This is a genomic window from Alcanivorax sp. S6407, assembly GCF_023016115.1.
In the GTDB taxonomy this organism is placed as follows: Bacteria; Pseudomonadota; Gammaproteobacteria; order Pseudomonadales; family Alcanivoracaceae; genus Alcanivorax.
On sequence record NZ_JALKBH010000002.1, the window covers coordinates 872,857 to 889,925 of the forward strand.

The following is a 17,069-nucleotide window of genomic DNA, read 5'->3' on the forward strand; positions in this document are numbered from 1 at the left end:
CCTCAGTATTCCAGGTGGAACCGGCGGGACAGGCGCTGCTTGAAATCACTGACCAGATGCAGGGCATCACGAAGCAGGTCTCGCTCCAGTGACGACAACTTCTGCACCACGATATGGTTGCCGGGAATGTTCATGGCATCCCCATGCAGATTTTCCAGCTGGTGGTTGAGCCGCAGCTCGCTGAACAATTCCATGGCCTCGCCAAGATCTTCTGCAAAACTGGCTTCCATTGCGCCGGCAGCGACCAGCTTCTCCAGCCGTGCCAGGGTGGAGGTTTCCTCAATGCGACATTGCAACGCCATGGCTCGCACCCCATGCACCAGCGGGAACAGAGCGCCCTTCTTGATGTCGATGCCATGCTGCGGTTTCTTCAGGGAACCGAACAGATTCAGGGGCGTGGCAAACTGCAGGATGGGCCGGGCGAAATGACGCAGGAACACCTCGTCATCACTGCAACGATCAAACAGGGTCTGGCGAAGTTCATCGAGGAGATGGGAACTGCCAGCCACGCAGTGCGCATCCACCAGGGTAGTGATATGAATCATGCCTTCGCCACCGGCATCTCCTGCCCAGTCATAGATACGCTCGCGCCACTGGCTCTGGGTGCCAACCCAGTCAGGGTTGGACACCATGATCTTGCCCGGGCAGGGTGGATACCCCAGCGTCAACAGCGTCTCGGTGAACTGATTGGCGTCGTGCTGACAGCGAGGCCAATCCTGATGATCCCCGAGGATAAAACCATTGTCCTGATCGGTCTTGAGGATCTGCTCGCCGCGCCCTTCGCTACCCATGACGATCAGGGCCGCAGAGTGTTGCTCAGCCGGGATGACCATCTCGAAGGCCTTGGCCATGATGCGCCCATTCAGGGCCGCCAGCAGATCCATGGCAAACCGCATCTTCACGCCCTGGGCCATCAATGCCTGCACCAGTTCCGGCAGGCGTTCGCTGGCCAGTCGCAGGGCTTCCAGATCGTCCGCCTTTTCGATTTCCAGCCCCACCACGTAGGAACGACTGGAGAAGAAACTGAGCACGTCGGTGAGTTCCACCACCCCGACAGCGCGACCGTGGGCCATGACCACTACCCGCGCCACCTTGTGACGGGTCATCAGTGTCAGCGCGGTGAACAGATAATCTTCCGGCAGTGCGGTGACCAGACGGGTTTCCGCCACATGGGAAAGCGGATCCTCTGCACTGCGCCCATCCATCACCAGCGCGGTGAGCAGATCAGTCTTGGTGACAATAGCGAACTGCCCATCCATCTCGATCAGCACGCTATCCACGCCATTGCGCTTTAGCAACTCCACGGCATCACGCAGGCTGGCACCGGCAGACATAATCATGGGTTCGCGCATGCATTGCTCTACACGGGCCAGCATGAAACCGGCCAGTGTCACCCCACCTTCGCGACGCTCCGCCAGACGCTGGGATTTTTCGGCCAGTGTCTGACGAAAATAGCGACCAAACTCGTCGTCGTTATCGCACAGCTCCAGAAACAACTTGGCGGGGATCAGATGACAAAGGGTCTGCTCCTCACAGCGAAAGCGGTAACGACTCTTGCCATTGAGCACACTGATGGCACCGAACAGATCACCGGCTGCATACACCCCCACCTGGCTGCGACCATCCGGCGCATTCACATCCAGCTCGGCGACGCTTCCCTTGTGCACAACATAAACATGATCACTGGGGCTGGCCGCATCGAGGATGATGTCACCCTTTTCAAAGTACGCCAGATCCATGCCCTGATTGAGACGATGACGGGACGCCTCGCTGAGCAGGGTAAAGGGGTAGTGATTGAGTTCCTGTTCGATCATCTGGTTAAACCCAGTTGAAAGTTAAAAGTTGAAAGTTAAAAAGCACGACAGGTGGCGGTGATTCTTTTAACTCTTTGCCCGCGCCACACCGGAATCGCAGTCTCAGGCGACACACCCCCTGATGCTTGATTGCGTTTTAACTTTCAACTTTGAACTTTAAACTCTGAGAAAAAAGCCGGCATGAATGATTTATTCATACCGGCCAGCTCTCCCTTTTTCTACATCTTAGTGTGCGTGAGCTTCACCGGCACCGCGGGGGATACGAATATCTTCCACGATATGCTGGATATGTTCCGGCGGCGGAGCGGTAACATGGGACACCGCAAAGGCCACGATGAAGTTGAACAGCATACCCAGGGTACCAATGCCTTCCGGAGACACACCGAACCACCAGTGTTCTGCATTGTTCAGCTCCGGAGAGACGAACTTGAAGAACACGATGTAGCTGAAGGTGAAGATCAGACCGACCAGCATGCCGGAGATAGCACCTTCCTTGTTCATGCGCTTGTAGAAGATACCCATCAGGATCACCGGGAAGAAGCTTGCTGCAGCGAGACCGAAGGCAAAGGCCACCACCTGTGCAACAAACCCTGGTGGATTAATCCCGAAGTAGCCGGCGATACAGATCGCCACCACAGCAGCACCACGCGCCGCCAGCAACTCCTGCTTTTCATTGATATCCGGCTTCAGGGTCTTCTTCAGCAAGTCATGGGAAATGGCACTGGAAATTACCAGCAACAGACCCGCAGCGGTGGACAATGCTGCCGCCACACCACCGGCGGCGACCAGAGCAATCACCCAGGCAGGCAGATTACCGATTTCCGGGTTAGCCAGAACGATGATGTCACGGTCGATATATACCTCGGAGGCATTTTCGGTCGGCGCGTTGGTCAGCACACGCTCGCCGTAGCTGCCGGAGGCTTCTTCACGGCTGCCGGCAAAGGTCGGCTTGCCTTCGAAGGGTGCACCCGCGCGCATCTGCACAGCACCATCGCCATTCTTGTCCACCCAGCCGATCAACCCGGAGTTTTCCCAGTTATAGAACCAGTCGGGCAGTTCGCTGTACTGGGTTTCATTCACGGTATCGATCAGGTTGAGACGGGCAAAAGCGCCCACTGCCGGAGCAGAGGTGTACAGCAGAGCGATGAAGAACAGCGCCCAGCCAGCACTGATACGGGCATCCTTCACACGCGGCACGGTGAAGAAACGCACGATCACGTGGGGCAGACCTGCAGTACCACACATCAGGGCGGCCGCGATAAAGAACACATCAATGGTGGACTTGGAGCCCTCGGTGTACTCGGTAAAGCCAAGATCGGTGACAACCTGATCCAGCTTCTGCAACAGGTAGACCCCGCTGTCATTGCCGGCGGCATCAAGCACCGTACCCCCGAACCCGGTTTGCGGCAGCACGTGGCCGGTCATCATGATGGACAGGAACACCGCCGGCACCAGGAAGGCAAAGATCAGCACACAGTACTGCGCCACCTGGGTATAGGTAATGCCCTTCATACCACCGAGAACGGCGTAGAAGAAAACGATCGCCATACCAATGACCACACCGGTGTTCACATCCACTTCCAGGAAGCGGGCGAACACGATACCGGTACCACGCATCTGACCAGCCACATAAGTGAACGAGACAAAGATCACGCAGATTACCGCCACGGTACGCGCGACACTGGAATAGTAACGATCACCAATGAAATCCGGCACGGTAAACTTGCCGAACTTGCGCAGATACGGTGCCAGCAACATGGCCAGCAACACATACCCCCCGGTCCAGCCCATCAGATACACCGACGCATCGTAACCGGCATAGGCGATGATGCCCGCCATGGAAATGAAGGACGCCGCTGACATCCAGTCAGCCGCCGTGGCTGCGCCGTTGGCAAGAGGAGATACCCCACCGCCTGCAACGTAGAAATCCTTGGTGGAACCGGCCCGCGTCCAGATAGCGATGCCGATATACAGGGCAAAGGAGCCGCCCACAAACAAATAGGTAAGGGTTTGAATATCCATACGGCCTCCCAGCTCAGTCTTCGTGGACGTCGAACTTGCGGTCCAGCTTGTTCATGGAATGCGCGTACATGATGATCAGTACCAGGAACGCATAGATCGCGCCCTGTTGTGCAAACCAGAAACCGAGCTTGAAACCGAACAGGTTAATCTGATTGAGTTCGTCCACCAGCAAAATGCCGCAGCCATAAGAGACTACGAACCAGATAGCCAGGTAGGTCAGAATCAATCGCAGGTTGGCGGCCCAATATGCACGGGCGTTTTCTTCTTTCATTACTCGTCCCTCTGCGTCCTCGTTACAAGTGCCCTTCTCCTCAGGAGATCGGGCTTGTATCAAGACTAGCCAAAGGGCGCCGGGGGCACAGTATGACTTTAGTCGAAGGGGTTTTCGTTACCTGAAGGGTGATGCAGACAACTGCACAGGAAAGGAAAATCCAGTAGCATAGAACTTCTGGTCAGGATCGGCCTTAAACAAAGAACAATACTGGATGTATCGATGAAAGCTGTGCGATGGATCATCGCCTCCATGATACTGGTCGCAGCCGTGTTGACCGCCGCGTTCCATATCTCTCCCTCCCTGGAAGGCTGGCCACAGGCCAACGATGACACGCCGCCAAAGCAAGGCCAGGTAACCATCACGTTTCTGGGTACCAGCACCCTGCTGATCAGCGATGGTGAAACGCACTTGCTGACCGATGGCTACTTTTCCCGGGTCAGCATCCCCTCCCTGTTTCTACCCATGACACCGGACCAGGCACGCATACGCCAGGCACTGGAAACGGCCGGGATCGACAAGGTGGATGCCATTCCGGTGCTGCACACCCACTTCGATCACGTGATGGACTCCGGCATTGTTGCCCAGCTCACTGGCGCACAGCTACTGGGCTCCTCTTCAGCTGCCATGGCGGCTATTGGCAGCGGTCTGGACGAGGAGCACATCACCACTGTGCAAACGCATCATCCCTATCGGTTTGGCGACTTTACCCTGACCTTCGTGCCAGCCAGCCATGTTCCACTGCCCTCCGCCATCGAGAAGTGGACCGGCAAGGGGGAAATCACCGACCCCGTGACACCACCGGCCTGGATTGGTGAGTGGGAAGAAGGTCAGAGTTATGGACTGGTGGTGGAGCATCCGCAGGCACGGATACTGATTCAGGGCAGTGCCGGCATGCAGCCGGGCGAACTGGATCGTTATCAGGCCGATTATGCGCTGGTGGCCACTGCCAGCCTTGGCAAGCAAAGCGAAGCCTACAAGGAAGCCTATTTCCGGGAAACGGTGGCCGCAGTGGGCGCGCATACCATTATCCCGGTGCACTGGGACAACTTCTTCAGCGAACTCACGGAAGATGTACCCACCCTGCCCTGGGTAATGGACAACCTGAAAGACTCCTTCACCGCACTGACAAGCCGGCATCAGGGGGACTTTCTGGTGCTCAGACCGTTCCACTCCCTGGGGCTGACGCCTCCAGCTGCGCCTGCCGAAGGTACGGCACCATAGCCGCCGCAGCCGTTTCACGCTTGATCTGCTGCAGCAGCAGACTGGCTTCAGGCCACTGCTTGCGCATGTAGCTGAGCCATTGCTTGACCCGCCCAGCTTCCTGGGCATCGGTACCGGTGCCGGTCACATCCCGAACGAAGCCCTCCAGCACCGGCAGGATCTCGGACCAGCTGGCGCTCTGCCCAGTGCGCAGGGCACGCAGCAGCCAGGGGTTGGCCACCGCTCCCCGTCCCAGCATCAGGTCGTCACAACCACTTTCCTGCTGACAGCGCCGGGCATCCTCAACCGTCCAGATCTCGCCATTGGCAATCACAGGAATACTGACCGTCTCACGAATATGGCCAATACGGTCCCAGAACGCCGGCGGCTTGTAGCCCTGGCGCTTGGTGCGACCATGCACGGTAAGCCAGGCAGCCCCAGCCTCCTCGACTCCCCGGGCATTCTCCAGTGACAGCGCATCGTCTTCATTGCCCAGGCGCATCTTCACAGAAACGGTGATATCGGCGGGTATGGCCCGGCGGACCGCCGCCGTAACCGCATGCACCAGCTCCGGTTCATCCAGCAATACCGCACCACCACGATGGCGATTCACGGTCTTGGCCGGGCAGCCAAAGTTCAGATCGATGGCAGGCGCGCCCAGCTCTACCGCCCTTGCGGCGTTTTCCGCCACACAGTTCGGGTCCGAGCCCAGCAATTGCAGATGCACAGGCACGCCCGCCCGGGTGCGCGCGCCGTTTTTCAGCTCGGGACACCAGCGATAGAACACCTTGGGGGGAAGCAGCAGCCCGTTGACACGGACAAATTCGCTGACACACCAGTCGTAGTCGCCCACATCGGTCAACGCCTGACGCACCCAGAAGTCCGCCAGACCTTCCATGGGGGCCAGGATCAGTTTCATGGGGCGGATTCTATAGCAGGACGGGGCAGGCGGCACGTGAAGTGGGTGAGGGAGGCCAGGTAAGTTCTCGTCTTATTTCGTTGCGGCGGGCACATGCGACGCTGGCGGAGGCTGAGTTACCGGTTCTCCAGAGACGGAGGGGCAGCGTGACCTCTCGTCGCTGAGGCTCGGATCGCCATGCGAGCATGGCTCCTACAAGGTGCAGAGGTTATCTGATGGCGCCGAACTCAACGATCTGGAAGGCTTTTCCGTTCATCGCAAAACCCCCGGGAACTTTTCCATGTACTCCAACCATGCGTAGCTCGTAGCTAAATATCATTGCCCTGCCCCGGTTTTTCGCCATACTTCCCTGCATGTGGACGACAACTATCCGCCCCCGCTTTTGCGAGACCGATGCTCTGGGGCACATCAACAATACCGTTTTGCCGGTCTGGTTCCTGGATGCCCGGGAGCCGGTGATCGCTATTTTTACGCCGGATCTAACCCGCAGCGACCATGGTCTGGCCATGGTCAACATGGAGATCGCCTTCAAGGCGGAATCCCTGTTTGGCAGTCCGGTCACGGTCACCACCAGCATTGGCAAAATTGGCAACAGCTCGCTGCAGGTGATTCAGCGCGCCTGGCAGAATGGCGTACTCACTGCCGAGGGCAAGGCCACCCTGGTCAGCTTCAACACCGCCCTGCGGCAAAGCCAACCCATCACAGACCAGCAACGCGAACAACTTCAGGCACACCTTGATTCCCCCGAGGCGGCCCAGGCACCAGCCGGCTCCTGATACGCTGCAGCTCCCACAACGCGCGCATTTCCGCGCATTCAACAGGCACCAGGAACACGCTTTTCCCTGTTGTGAAATGGCAAAAAACAGAAATCTTTTTTTGCATTTCCGGGGTGCCGTTTTTAACAAAATATCGCACTGCAACAGTTCATCGTTTTCTCATCCCAACGTGCGAAATCCCGGAATTTCCCGGGATTTATGCCCCCAGTTCCTTGCAATCATGCTTTTCATTTGCCACGGTGATGCACATTACGCCGGCACAATGGACGTGTTACGGGTAAAAAAAATTGACGAAAAACAGGCAATGAGAGGGTATAGCCATGACCATTCGATCATTCCCGGGGGCTATCGTCGCGGCAGTCATGATGACGTCGCTCGCTGCATGCAGCGACAGCGATAGCAACAGCGCCAGCCAATCCGCCAGCGCAGAACCTGAAGGACAGACATGGCGCTACGCTCATGAAGAATATGAAGGTGATGTACAGGATGTCTTCGCCTACAAATTCAAGGAATACATCGAAGATAACTCTGCCAACACCCTGAAAATTCATCGTTTCGGTGAACTGGGCGAATCCGATGACATCATGGAACTTACCCAGGCAGGGGTGCTGCAGTTCGTCAATCAGTCGCCGGGCTTTACCGGCTCCCTGATCCCCGAAGCGCAAATCTTCTTCATTCCCTACCTGCTCCCGGTGGATGGCGAGCAAATCGTCACCTTCTTCAAGGACAGCAAGGCCATCAACGAAATGTTCCCCGATCTGTACAAGGAACAGGGACTGGAGCTGCTGGCCATGTATCCGGAAGGAGAAGTGGTGGTCACTGCCGATGAGAAGGTCACCTCACCGGAAGAGTTCAAGGGCAAGAATATTCGGGTCATGACCAACCCGCTGCTGTCTGAAACCTACAGCGCCTTCGGCGCCACCCCCACGCCGTTGCCCTGGGGCGAAGTCTATGGCGCGCTGCAGACCAATATCATTCAGGGCCAGGAAAACCCCATCTTCTGGATTCAATCCGGTGGGCTTTACGAGGTGTCTCCCAACCTGATCTTCACCGGCCACAGTCAGTTTGTTACCGCCATGATGGCGAATCAGGATTTCTATAACGGCCTTTCTGATGACGACAAACAGCTGGTACAAGAGGCCACCGCCTATGCTCGCAAGCATATCTTCGAATATGTGCCCGGGCTCGGTGAGGAAATGCTGAAGAAGATCACCGATGACAGCGATGAAGTCACCGTCACCCGCCTCAGTGAGGAACAACGCCAGGCGTTCCGTGACCGCGCTCCCCGGGTGGAAGCCAAGTTCATCGAAATGACCGGTGAGCGCGGCGAAAAACTGCTCAAGCAGTTCAAGGCAGATCTTGCCGCTGTTACCAATAGTGAAGAAAGCGGCGAAGACGAAGCCGCAGAGTAAGGCATCGCAGGGAGCGCGACTCCCTGCTGGTTCGACAATCCGCCGCGAGCCCGGGAGGGCTTCCGGGTTTGTGGCGGCATCAGCAGAGGCCGGTCAGGAGGATCGGACCCGGTCCTGTACCGGCTGACAAAGGGAAACGACCATGAGCGATGATGCGCCCCTGGACCATGACTCCAGTCTGCCCGGCTTCCTCGGCACCATAGACAACGGCATCGCCCGAATTGAAGCCATTATTCTTGCCCTCGGCGTTCTGCTGATGGCGCTCAACACCGTTGCCAACGTCGTCGGACGTTTTGTTCTTGGCGAGAGCCTGCACTTCTCTGAGGAAGTGAACCGTATCCTGATTATTCTCATCACTTTTGCCGGCATCGGCTACGCCGCACGGCATGGCCGGCACATTCGCATGTCGGCACTTTACGATGTCTTTCCCGCCCAGGCGCGCCGGGTGATGATGGTGATCATCAGCTTCGTCACTGCTGCAGTGATGTTCTTCCTGTGCTGGTATTCGGTCAGCTATATCCACTCGGTCTACGCCACCGGCCGGGTCCTGCCAACCCTGGGCTTCCCGATCTACATCATTTATCTGTGGGTACCTGTGGGCCTTGCCGTCACTGGCATTCAGTATCTGATGACCGCCATCAAGAACATTGTTTCCCGTGATGTCTATCTCTCCACCTCGGTGCTGGATGGCTACGAAGAACAAGAGAGGGAGGTCTGATCATGGCGTGGATCATGTTCCTGGTCATGCTGGTGTTGCTGCTGTTTGGCTTCCCCATGAAGATCCCCCTGATTCTCGGCGCTATTGTCGGCTTCGTGATGATGTTCGATGGCTTCGACCGGATGGATTTCTTCATCCAGCAAATGCTGGCTGGCATCCGCCCCACCGCCCTGATTGCCGTGCCCATGTTCATCCTCGCCGCGGACATCATGACCCGCGGCCAGTCTGCCAACCGGCTGGTGAACATGGTGATGGCCTTCATCGGTCACATCAAAGGCGGCCTGGCCGTCAGCACCGCAGCCTCTTGCACCCTGTTCGGGGCGGTGTCCGGCTCCACCCAGGCCACCGTGGTGGCAGTGGGTTCACCGCTGCGCCCACGGATGCTGCAATCCGGCTACAAGGATTCCTTCACGCTGGCACTGATCATTAACGCCAGCGACATCGCCTTCCTGATCCCCCCCAGCATCGGCATGATTATCTATGGTGTGATTTCAGGCACCTCCATCGCCGAACTGTTCATCGCCGGCATTGGCCCCGGCCTGCTGATCCTGACCATGTTTTCCGTTTACTGCATCGTTTATGCCTACCGCATGGACGTGCCCACGGAAGAAAAAGCCAGCTGGAGGGAACGCATCACCTCGGTGCGTGAAGCATTATGGCCACTGGGTTTTCCGGTGATCATAGTGGGTGGCATCTATGGCGGGATTTTCAGCCCCACGGAAGCCGCTGCCGCCTGTGTGTTGTATGCCGTAATTCTGGAATTTGTCGTTTTCCGGTCCCTGAAAGCCGCGGATATCTATGAAATTGCCAAGTCCACCGGGCTGATCACCGCCGTGGTGTTCATTCTTGTGGCTGTCGGTAACGGCTTCTCGTGGATCATTTCCTTTGCCCAGATTCCCCAGGCGGTACTGGGCTCGCTGGGTATCAATGAAGCCGGCCCCAACGGCGTACTTCTGGCCATCGCGGTCGCTTTTTTTGTCGCCTGCATGTTCGTGGACCCCATTGTGGTGATCCTGGTACTGACTCCGATCTTTGCCCCTGCTGTGGCCTCCACCGGTCTGGACCCGGTCCATGTGGGCATCCTGATTACCATGATGGTGGCGGTGGGGTCGGCAACGCCGCCGTTTGGCTGCGACATCTTTACCGCCATCGCCATCTTCAAACGCCCCTACTGGGAAGTCATCCGGGGCACGCCACCCTTTGTGATCATGCTGTTGGCAGCCACGCTGCTGGTGATCTTCTTCCCGCAGATTGCCCTGTTCCTGAGGGACATATTCTTCCAGTAACAAGCTGGCGCTAACGCACGGAGGCTCGCATGTACAAGAAAATACTGGTTCCAATCGACGGCTCAAAACAGTCGCTGGTGGCCCTGGATCATGCGGCCCATCTTCAACAGGATGACAGCGACGACTCCGAGATGATTCTGCTGTGCGTGTTCAAGCATCACAGCCTGTTCGAAGCGTCACTTTCCATGGTGCGTCCCGAGGAAGTCGATCTCCCCGACGATGCGCTACGGGAATACGCCACTACGGTGGCCGAACATGCCAAGAAGCTGGCCATCAAGGCGGGAGCAAAAAAAGTCCGCGCCTTCGTCAAGGGAGGTCGCCCCTCCCGTGCCATCGTCAATTTTGCCAGGGACAACAAGATCGATCTGATTGTCATGGGTGCCCGCGGAACAAGCAGTGATGTGGACGGCTATTTTCTTGGCAGTGTGTCCCAGCGCGTCGCCAGCATGGCCCCGTGCCCGGTACTGATTGTTTGAAACCAGAGGGAGAAAGCGATGAATGAGCCACGCAATCTGAGGCTGCACACGGCCATACTGGCCTGTATGGCCACACTGCCCGCCCACGCGGAAATGGAAGTCACCCCCTACGGATCCTTGCGGATTCAGACCGAAGCCGTGTCAGTGGATGATGCCAAACCCGGCGAGGATGATTCCCACACCGCCCTGCGCGATGCCTATTCCCGTCTTGGCGTCACAGCCACCTACAAGGATCTGGACTGGGTGGACCTGGATGCCACCGTGGAATTCCCTATCAACTCCGCATTGCTGAGGGCAGAAGATCCCACATTCTTTCAGGCCTATTACAAGGGCAACAACAAGCCGCGGGTAGCGGATATTGCTGCCACCACGGAGAATCTGGGCACCTTGCGAGTCGGCACCCAGTGGCTGGCCTACTACAACACCGTGGCCTACCCGGTAGATTTCTTCAGCTCCTATTACTCCGGCTGGGCCACCCAGGCCACATTCCGTCGTGATGCGGCTACCTACACCACACCCTCTTTCGCCGGCCTGACGGCCACGGTTTCCGCGGTGGATCTCACCCATGAAGCGGGCAGCAATTATCTGGATACCTGGCAATACGCCCTGTCTTGGGCGTTCAGTGACGTCACCGTTGGGGTGGCCTATCAGGATACCGAGCAAGACACCGGCGATAATGCCGACCAGCTCGGGGCCTCATTGGTGTACGCACCGGGAAACTGGCGCTTTGCAGCCAAGGTCGAACAACTACAGACCAATGACAGCACAGTCCTCAAGGACGACCCTGTCACTTATAACCTGTACGGCTCATACAGCTGGAACAAGTACACCGTGAAAGCCATGTTCGCCAATGGTGATGAAAGCGACGAGGCCGCGGCCTTCTATCAGGGAGACTCCTACCAGCTCGGACTGGACTATCAGTACAGCGAGGCATTGAAGCTGTTCGTGGAGTACTTCTATGAAGAGCTGGGCTACGCCATCTACACCCCCAACTCCCGCTTCGACGACATTCTGGCAGGCTACCATGTCGACAGCGACGGACAGGCGGTCTCGCTGGGGCTACGTTATGATTTCTAAGGAGACGCAGCACGCTTCACGCTTCACGCTTCACGCAACAACGTGGGCCAGGCATGCTGCCAGCCTGAAAGCAAAGAGGCCGCGTCCCACCGGGACGCGGCCTCTCTGATCTTCGAAACTCGCTTCTCGTAACTCGAAACCCATTCCTCGCTCAAGCTCGGATCGCTTGCAGGCAAGCTCCCACAGCCTCACGGTCTTAGCATCTGGCGTCCAGCTTCAGGCATCCAGCGTCTTTAGCCTGTTGCGTGAAGCGTGATGCGTGATGCGGCTCTTAACAAGAACCCCGCCGGCGCCGCAGAACTCACGCCATAGCTTAGGAGATCAGAGGAAGAAGTCGCCCTGCGGATTCCGGCGGGTCTTTCACTATAAGCAGGCACAGGCCGGGACCGAAACCCTTTCTTTAGAATCATTTGGAATCAAACCCACCCCCGCAAAAGTTCCCACCAAATATCCTTTATATTCAAACAGTTGATCATTAGTCTCCTCCTCGAAAAAAGGTCAAAAAGGTGTCATTTCAGGCACTTAACGGATTGATTCACCCCTCTGGCTGATTTACTGTTGCCGCCGAATCACTTCCCCTCAATACCACAAGCGCTGCTCCGGAGACTCCCATGGCCAAGAAGGCGACCCCCGCCCTGGAAACCGCACTGGACAACCTGGAATCCCTGGTGGAACGGATGGAATCCGGTGAATTGACCCTGGAAGAGTCCCTGAAAGCCTTTGAAGAGGGGGTTCGGCTGTCCAGGGACTGCCAGCAGGCCCTGCAGCAGGCGGAACAGAAAGTCCGCATCCTGCTGGAACAGAACAGCGAGGCCGAGCCGGCGCCTTTCACAGGCGGCAATGATGAGCAGTAATTTTTCCGCACTGGATTCACTGCGAACCACTTGCGTTGCCCGGCTCGACCACAGTCTGGACCAATTGCTACCGGCCAACAGTGCCGCCAGCCGCCTCAGTGAAGCCATGCGCTATGCCGCCCTGGGCGGTGGCAAGCGAATCCGGCCGCTACTGGTCTATGGGGCTGCAGAGCTGGCCGGCGCCCGCCACGAACAGGCCGATATCCCCGCCGCTGCGGTGGAACTGATCCATGCCTATTCCCTGGTCCATGATGACCTGCCCGCCATGGATGATGATGATCTGCGCCGTGGTCAGCCCACCTGCCACATCGCCTTTGACGAAGCCACGGCGATTCTGGCTGGCGACACCCTGCATACCCGCGCCTTTGAGTTACTGGCCAGCGAAGGGCAGTACCGTGCTGACACCCGTATCGCCATGATTCGACACCTGTCCCGCGCCTCCGGTGTGGACGGCATGGCTGCCGGCCAGATGCAGGACATGCAGGCCCAGGGGCAACAACAGACCGTGGCGGCACTGGAGGCAATGCATTACCTGAAAACCGGGCGCCTGATCACGGTCAGCCTGCAGCTGGGGTACTTTGCAGCAGAAATCGATGAACCGGGATTACTGGACGACCTGACCCGTTTTGGTGACGCCATTGGCCTGGCCTTCCAGATTCAGGACGACATCCTCGATGTGACCATGGACACGGAACAGCTCGGCAAGCCTTCTGGTTCGGATGAAAAGCACGACAAGAGTACCTTTCCGTCGCTGCTTGGGCTGGATGCCAGCCGTGAACGAGCCCGGGCACTGTGCGAGCAGGCACAACAGGTTCTGTCAGGCTATGGCGATCGCGCCACCCCCTTGCAACAATTGGCGCAGTACATCGTTGCCCGCAATCACTGACGACTCACCCCGCGGGCCTGTATACTAGGGCCTGCTCACCCTGCCGGGCTCATCAACTGTCATCCCGGTAGCGTGAACAGGCCCAAATACGCAGCTTGTACCAACCCCAGGCAATCCAACGTTATGCCCAAGACTTTTACGCAGATTCCCCTGACGCGCCCCGCCACGCCGTTGCTGGACACCCTGAACAGCCCGGCGGCCCTGCGCCGACTGCCTGCCAGCCAGCTGGAACGGGTAGTAGATGAACTGCGTGAATACCTGCTTTATGCAGTCGGTCAGTCCGGTGGGCATTTTGGCGCCGGTCTGGGCGTGGTCGAGCTGACCGTGGCCCTGCACTACCTCTACAACACCCCGGACGACCGGCTGGTGTGGGATGTGGGCCACCAGTGCTATCCGCACAAGATCCTTACCGGCCGCCGTGAAGCCCTGACCAGCATTCGTCAGCAGCATGGACTGTCCGGCTTCCCCAAGCGCAGCGAATCCGAGTACGACACCTTTGGGGTGGGTCACTCCTCCACTTCTATCAGCGCCGCGCTCGGCATGGCGCTGGGCGCAGAGATGGCTGGTAGCGACCGCCGCGCCGTGGCCATCATCGGTGATGGTGCCATGACCGCAGGTCAGGCCTTCGAGGCCATGAGCCATGCGGCACACACCCGCTCCAATCTGTTGGTGATTCTCAACGACAACAACATGTCGATTTCCCACAACGTGGGCGGGCTGTCCAACTACTTCGCCCGGATCTGGGCCAGCAAGAGCTATATCGCCCTGCGCGAAGGCGGCAAGCGGGTACTCTCCACCATGCCTGCGGCCTGGGATTTCATTCGCCGCACTGAAGAAAGCATGAAGAACATGGTGAGCCCGGACATGCTGTTCGAGGCCATCGGCTTCAATTACATCGGCCCCATCGACGGTCACAATATCGAAGAGCTGGTGCGTACGCTGGGTAACATGCGCAGCCTGGAAGGCCCGCAGCTGCTGCACGTCTATACCACCAAGGGCAAGGGCTTTGCCCCGGCAGAAGCGGACCCGGTGGGCTACCATGCGATCAACAAGATCGAGCCCAAGCCCAAGGTACAGGTGGCCGTGCCCAGCAAGCCGAAGTCACCCAAATACCAGGATGTGTTCGGCCAGTGGCTGTGCGACATGGCCGCCGAGGACAAGCGTCTGGTGGGCATCACTCCGGCCATGTGTGAAGGCTCGGGCATGGTCGCGTTCAGTGAGCAGTACCCGGATCGCTTCCATGACGTGGCCATCTGCGAACAGCATGCGGTCACTCTCGCCGGCGGGCTGGCCTGTGAGGAACAGAAGCCGGTGGTGGCGATTTACTCCACCTTCCTGCAACGGGGTTATGACCAGCTGATCCACGATGTGGCCCTGCAGGATCTGGATGTGACCTTTGCCCTGGATCGCGCCGGTCTGGTGGGTGAAGACGGTGCCACCCACGGCGGCGTGTTCGATCTGGCCTACCTGCGCACCGTACCGAACATGATTGTTGCGGCTCCGTCCGACGAAAACGAATGCCGCCAGTTGCTTACCAGTGCCTACCAGCACCACGGCCCTTCCGCGGTCCGTTACCCCCGAGGCACCGGCCCCGGTGTGGACATCCAGCAACCTCTGCAAGCCCTGCCCATCGGCCAGTCCCGGACCCTGCTGGAGGGCAAACAGGTGGCCATTCTCGCCTTTGGCGCGCTCACGGCTACCGCACTGGAAGCCGGCAAGGCACTCAATGCCACGGTCATTGATATGCGCTGGGTGAAGCCGCTGGATCGCGACGCCATTGTCCGCGCCGCCGCCAGCCACAGCCTGATCGCCACCGTCGAGGATCATCAATTGATGGGCGGCGCCGGCTCTGCGGTGAATGAGTTGCTGAACGAGGAAGGCATTGTCATGGATGTGATCAATCTGGCCCTGCCGGATCACTTCATCCATCACGGCAAGCGCGACACCCTGCTGGCCGAGGCCGGTCTGGACGCAGCCAGCATCGAACAGCGCATCCGCGATCGCCTCAGCCGCCAGCCGTTGGCACAGGCCGGAGAGAGTTGACCGGCTCTTCCTGCCAAGGCCCCGGCTAGTCTTCCCTTCTTTTGCCGATATCCCGGACCAGACGTACGGTGGGCGGCGGCTCATACAGTCGCCAGCCGTCGCGGCCACCCTCCTTCGCCTGGTACAGTGCCTGATCCGCCGCATCCACCAACTTGATGGCGCTGCGGTTTTCCATCGGCACAGTCCACGCCACTCCCACACTGATGGTCACTTCGCCGAAGGGCGGGTTGTATTCATGGCGCAGGCCCATACCCCGCACCGTCCGGCAGAGCCTTGAAGCCAATCGCGCCGCTTCGGTTTCGTCAACACCGGGATAAAGCAGGACAAACTCTTCGCCACCAAAACGGGCCACCATGTCCCCTCCGCGGCGGCTGTAGCTACGCAACTCAGCCGCCAGCGCCCTGAGGCATTCATCGCCCTGCAGATGGCCATAATGATCGTTGTAGGCCTTAAAGCGGTCCACATCCACCAGCATCACCGTCAGCGGCACCCGCTCCCGCTGGCAGCGGCGCCATTCCCGATCCAGCACCTCATCAAAGTAACGGCGATTGGCCAGCCCGGTGAGGCTGTCTTCCCGGCTCAGGCGGTGCAACCGCTCGGCCAGCGCCTGGGTGCGATTCTGCTGGCGCTGCAGCTGACGTTGATTGAAGAACAGCAAACGCCCGCGCACTTCTTCTGTGTAACAGAGGAACATGCCCAACAGGCTCACCCCGGTATAGGTCCGGTGAGCAATCTGCCAGTCAATGCCGCGACCGAACTGCTCCGCAATCAGCCAACCGAACATGCCCCCCGCCCAGCAGGCCAGGGTGGCCAGCGGAAAGCGCAGCCCCACCATGGCGTAGACAATCACCAGGGCATAGATCACGGATACATTGGCGAGTTGAACGGAACCGGGCTCGTCAAGAAACCCCGGGATGGCCATGGACAGCATCACCGCGAGGAAACTGCCGACACCGGTATAGAGAGGAAAGTAGCGGTCCAGGCCACGGAACTGGGCAAGGATACCCGCCACCATGACGATGACCCCCACCCAGAGATAGGTGCCCAGCCACAGGCCACGCACATCCGCAGGAGCAAGGGCATAGATACCTGTGACCAGCAGCAGGTAAAGCACCAGGATATAGAAGGCATTGACCCGGAAGCTGTCCACCGCCTCCAGGCACTGATATTCACGATATTCGGCTTCCAGACGCCGCGGAAAACGTAACCAGCGTACGCCGGGCACGACCACACGTCGGGAGCGGGGGTCTGTTTCCGCCATGGCAAATCCTTTGCACAACCCAAACCTTGAGTTCTCAGGCTAGATCGTCCG

General features: G+C 58.5%; 15 protein-coding genes. 10 read left to right on the forward strand and 5 right to left on the reverse strand.

Annotated features, from left to right (window positions below; all coding sequences use genetic code 11):
• Window positions 1-2 precede the first annotated feature (2 nt).
• The 3 genes from MWU49_RS07205 to MWU49_RS07215 form a co-directional block, all read right to left on the reverse strand.
• A complete protein-coding gene (locus tag MWU49_RS07205; protein ID WP_246970007.1) occupies window positions 3-1,814 on the reverse strand; it encodes a putative nucleotidyltransferase substrate binding domain-containing protein in 1,812 nt (603 codons plus the stop codon).
• Between the two features lie 225 nt (window positions 1,815-2,039).
• Window positions 2,040-3,836 (reverse strand): sodium:solute symporter family protein, encoded by a 1,797-nt coding sequence (locus tag MWU49_RS07210; protein WP_246970009.1) that lies wholly within the window; start codon window positions 3,834-3,836, stop codon window positions 2,040-2,042.
• A gap of 13 nt (window positions 3,837-3,849) precedes the next feature.
• Window positions 3,850-4,107 (reverse strand): DUF4212 domain-containing protein, encoded by a 258-nt coding sequence (locus tag MWU49_RS07215; RefSeq protein WP_246970011.1) that lies wholly within the window; start codon window positions 4,105-4,107, stop codon window positions 3,850-3,852.
• Between the two features lie 222 nt (window positions 4,108-4,329).
• Here MWU49_RS07215 and MWU49_RS07220 point away from each other — a divergent pair, with 222 nt between their 5' ends.
• The gene (locus MWU49_RS07220) at window positions 4,330-5,331 is read left to right on the forward strand and encodes an MBL fold metallo-hydrolase (protein WP_246970013.1); all 1,002 of its coding nucleotides are present in this window, start codon (window positions 4,330-4,332) and stop codon (window positions 5,329-5,331) included.
• Here MWU49_RS07220 and MWU49_RS07225 read toward each other — a convergent pair.
• Window positions 5,267-6,229, reverse strand: a complete 963-nt coding sequence (locus MWU49_RS07225) for a tRNA-dihydrouridine synthase (RefSeq protein ID WP_281502114.1) — start codon at window positions 6,227-6,229, stop codon at window positions 5,267-5,269. The genes MWU49_RS07220 and MWU49_RS07225 overlap by 65 nt on opposite strands.
• 353 nt (window positions 6,230-6,582) lie before the next feature.
• Between MWU49_RS07225 and MWU49_RS07230 the strand changes: the two genes are divergently transcribed.
• The 9 genes from MWU49_RS07230 to dxs all read left to right on the forward strand — a co-directional run bounded on the left by MWU49_RS07230 (window position 6,583) and on the right by dxs (window position 15,757).
• Window positions 6,583-7,005: an acyl-CoA thioesterase gene (locus MWU49_RS07230; RefSeq protein WP_246970015.1), complete on the forward strand. Its 423-nt coding sequence runs from the start codon at window positions 6,583-6,585 to the stop codon at window positions 7,003-7,005.
• A gap of 320 nt (window positions 7,006-7,325) precedes the next feature.
• Window positions 7,326-8,417 (forward strand): TRAP transporter substrate-binding protein DctP, encoded by a 1,092-nt coding sequence (gene dctP, locus MWU49_RS07235; protein ID WP_246970018.1) that lies wholly within the window; start codon window positions 7,326-7,328, stop codon window positions 8,415-8,417.
• A gap of 142 nt (window positions 8,418-8,559) precedes the next feature.
• Entirely contained in the window at window positions 8,560-9,135 is a 576-nt protein-coding gene (locus MWU49_RS07240; RefSeq protein WP_246970021.1) for a TRAP transporter small permease, read from the forward strand.
• Between the two features lie 2 nt (window positions 9,136-9,137).
• Window positions 9,138-10,421, forward strand: coding sequence for a TRAP transporter large permease (locus MWU49_RS07245; RefSeq protein ID WP_246970024.1), 1,284 nt, complete (start codon window positions 9,138-9,140; stop codon window positions 10,419-10,421).
• 29 nt (window positions 10,422-10,450) lie between these two features.
• A complete protein-coding gene (locus MWU49_RS07250) occupies window positions 10,451-10,897 on the forward strand; it encodes a universal stress protein (RefSeq protein ID WP_246970027.1) in 447 nt (148 codons plus the stop codon).
• Between the two features lie 18 nt (window positions 10,898-10,915).
• A complete protein-coding gene (locus MWU49_RS07255; protein ID WP_246970030.1) occupies window positions 10,916-11,974 on the forward strand; it encodes a porin in 1,059 nt (352 codons plus the stop codon).
• A gap of 611 nt (window positions 11,975-12,585) precedes the next feature.
• A complete protein-coding gene (locus MWU49_RS07260; protein ID WP_246970034.1) occupies window positions 12,586-12,828 on the forward strand; it encodes an exodeoxyribonuclease VII small subunit in 243 nt (80 codons plus the stop codon).
• On the forward strand, window positions 12,815-13,714 hold the full coding sequence (locus MWU49_RS07265) for a farnesyl diphosphate synthase (protein ID WP_246970037.1): 900 nt from the start codon (window positions 12,815-12,817) through the stop codon (window positions 13,712-13,714). Before MWU49_RS07260 ends, MWU49_RS07265 begins: the two co-directional genes overlap by 14 nt.
• Window positions 13,715-13,837: 123 nt before the next feature.
• Complete coding sequence (gene dxs / locus MWU49_RS07270; protein WP_246970040.1) at window positions 13,838-15,757, forward strand: 1-deoxy-D-xylulose-5-phosphate synthase; 1,920 nt, start codon at window positions 13,838-13,840, stop codon at window positions 15,755-15,757.
• A gap of 25 nt (window positions 15,758-15,782) precedes the next feature.
• Here the strand turns inward: dxs and MWU49_RS07275 are convergent, their stop codons facing one another.
• Window positions 15,783-17,018: a GGDEF domain-containing protein gene (locus MWU49_RS07275; protein WP_246970043.1), complete on the reverse strand. Its 1,236-nt coding sequence runs from the start codon at window positions 17,016-17,018 to the stop codon at window positions 15,783-15,785.
• Between the last annotated feature and the right edge of the window lie 51 nt (window positions 17,019-17,069).

Coding starts and splice junctions, on each gene's coding strand:
- MWU49_RS07205 (WP_246970007.1), bottom strand. CDS start 1,814: ATGATCGAACAGGAACTCAATCACTACCCCTTTACCCTGCTCAGCGAG.
- MWU49_RS07210 (WP_246970009.1), bottom strand. CDS start 3,836: ATGGATATTCAAACCCTTACCTATTTGTTTGTGGGCGGCTCCTTTGCC.
- MWU49_RS07215 (WP_246970011.1), bottom strand. CDS start 4,107: ATGAAAGAAGAAAACGCCCGTGCATATTGGGCCGCCAACCTGCGATTG.
- MWU49_RS07220 (WP_246970013.1), top strand. CDS start 4,330: ATGAAAGCTGTGCGATGGATCATCGCCTCCATGATACTGGTCGCAGCC.
- MWU49_RS07225 (WP_281502114.1), bottom strand. CDS start 6,229: ATGAAACTGATCCTGGCCCCCATGGAAGGTCTGGCGGACTTCTGGGTG.
- MWU49_RS07230 (WP_246970015.1), top strand. CDS start 6,583: ATGTGGACGACAACTATCCGCCCCCGCTTTTGCGAGACCGATGCTCTG.
- dctP (WP_246970018.1), top strand. CDS start 7,326: ATGACCATTCGATCATTCCCGGGGGCTATCGTCGCGGCAGTCATGATG.
- MWU49_RS07240 (WP_246970021.1), top strand. CDS start 8,560: ATGAGCGATGATGCGCCCCTGGACCATGACTCCAGTCTGCCCGGCTTC.
- MWU49_RS07245 (WP_246970024.1), top strand. CDS start 9,138: ATGGCGTGGATCATGTTCCTGGTCATGCTGGTGTTGCTGCTGTTTGGC.
- MWU49_RS07250 (WP_246970027.1), top strand. CDS start 10,451: ATGTACAAGAAAATACTGGTTCCAATCGACGGCTCAAAACAGTCGCTG.
- MWU49_RS07255 (WP_246970030.1), top strand. CDS start 10,916: ATGAATGAGCCACGCAATCTGAGGCTGCACACGGCCATACTGGCCTGT.
- MWU49_RS07260 (WP_246970034.1), top strand. CDS start 12,586: ATGGCCAAGAAGGCGACCCCCGCCCTGGAAACCGCACTGGACAACCTG.
- MWU49_RS07265 (WP_246970037.1), top strand. CDS start 12,815: ATGATGAGCAGTAATTTTTCCGCACTGGATTCACTGCGAACCACTTGC.
- dxs (WP_246970040.1), top strand. CDS start 13,838: ATGCCCAAGACTTTTACGCAGATTCCCCTGACGCGCCCCGCCACGCCG.
- MWU49_RS07275 (WP_246970043.1), bottom strand. CDS start 17,018: ATGGCGGAAACAGACCCCCGCTCCCGACGTGTGGTCGTGCCCGGCGTA.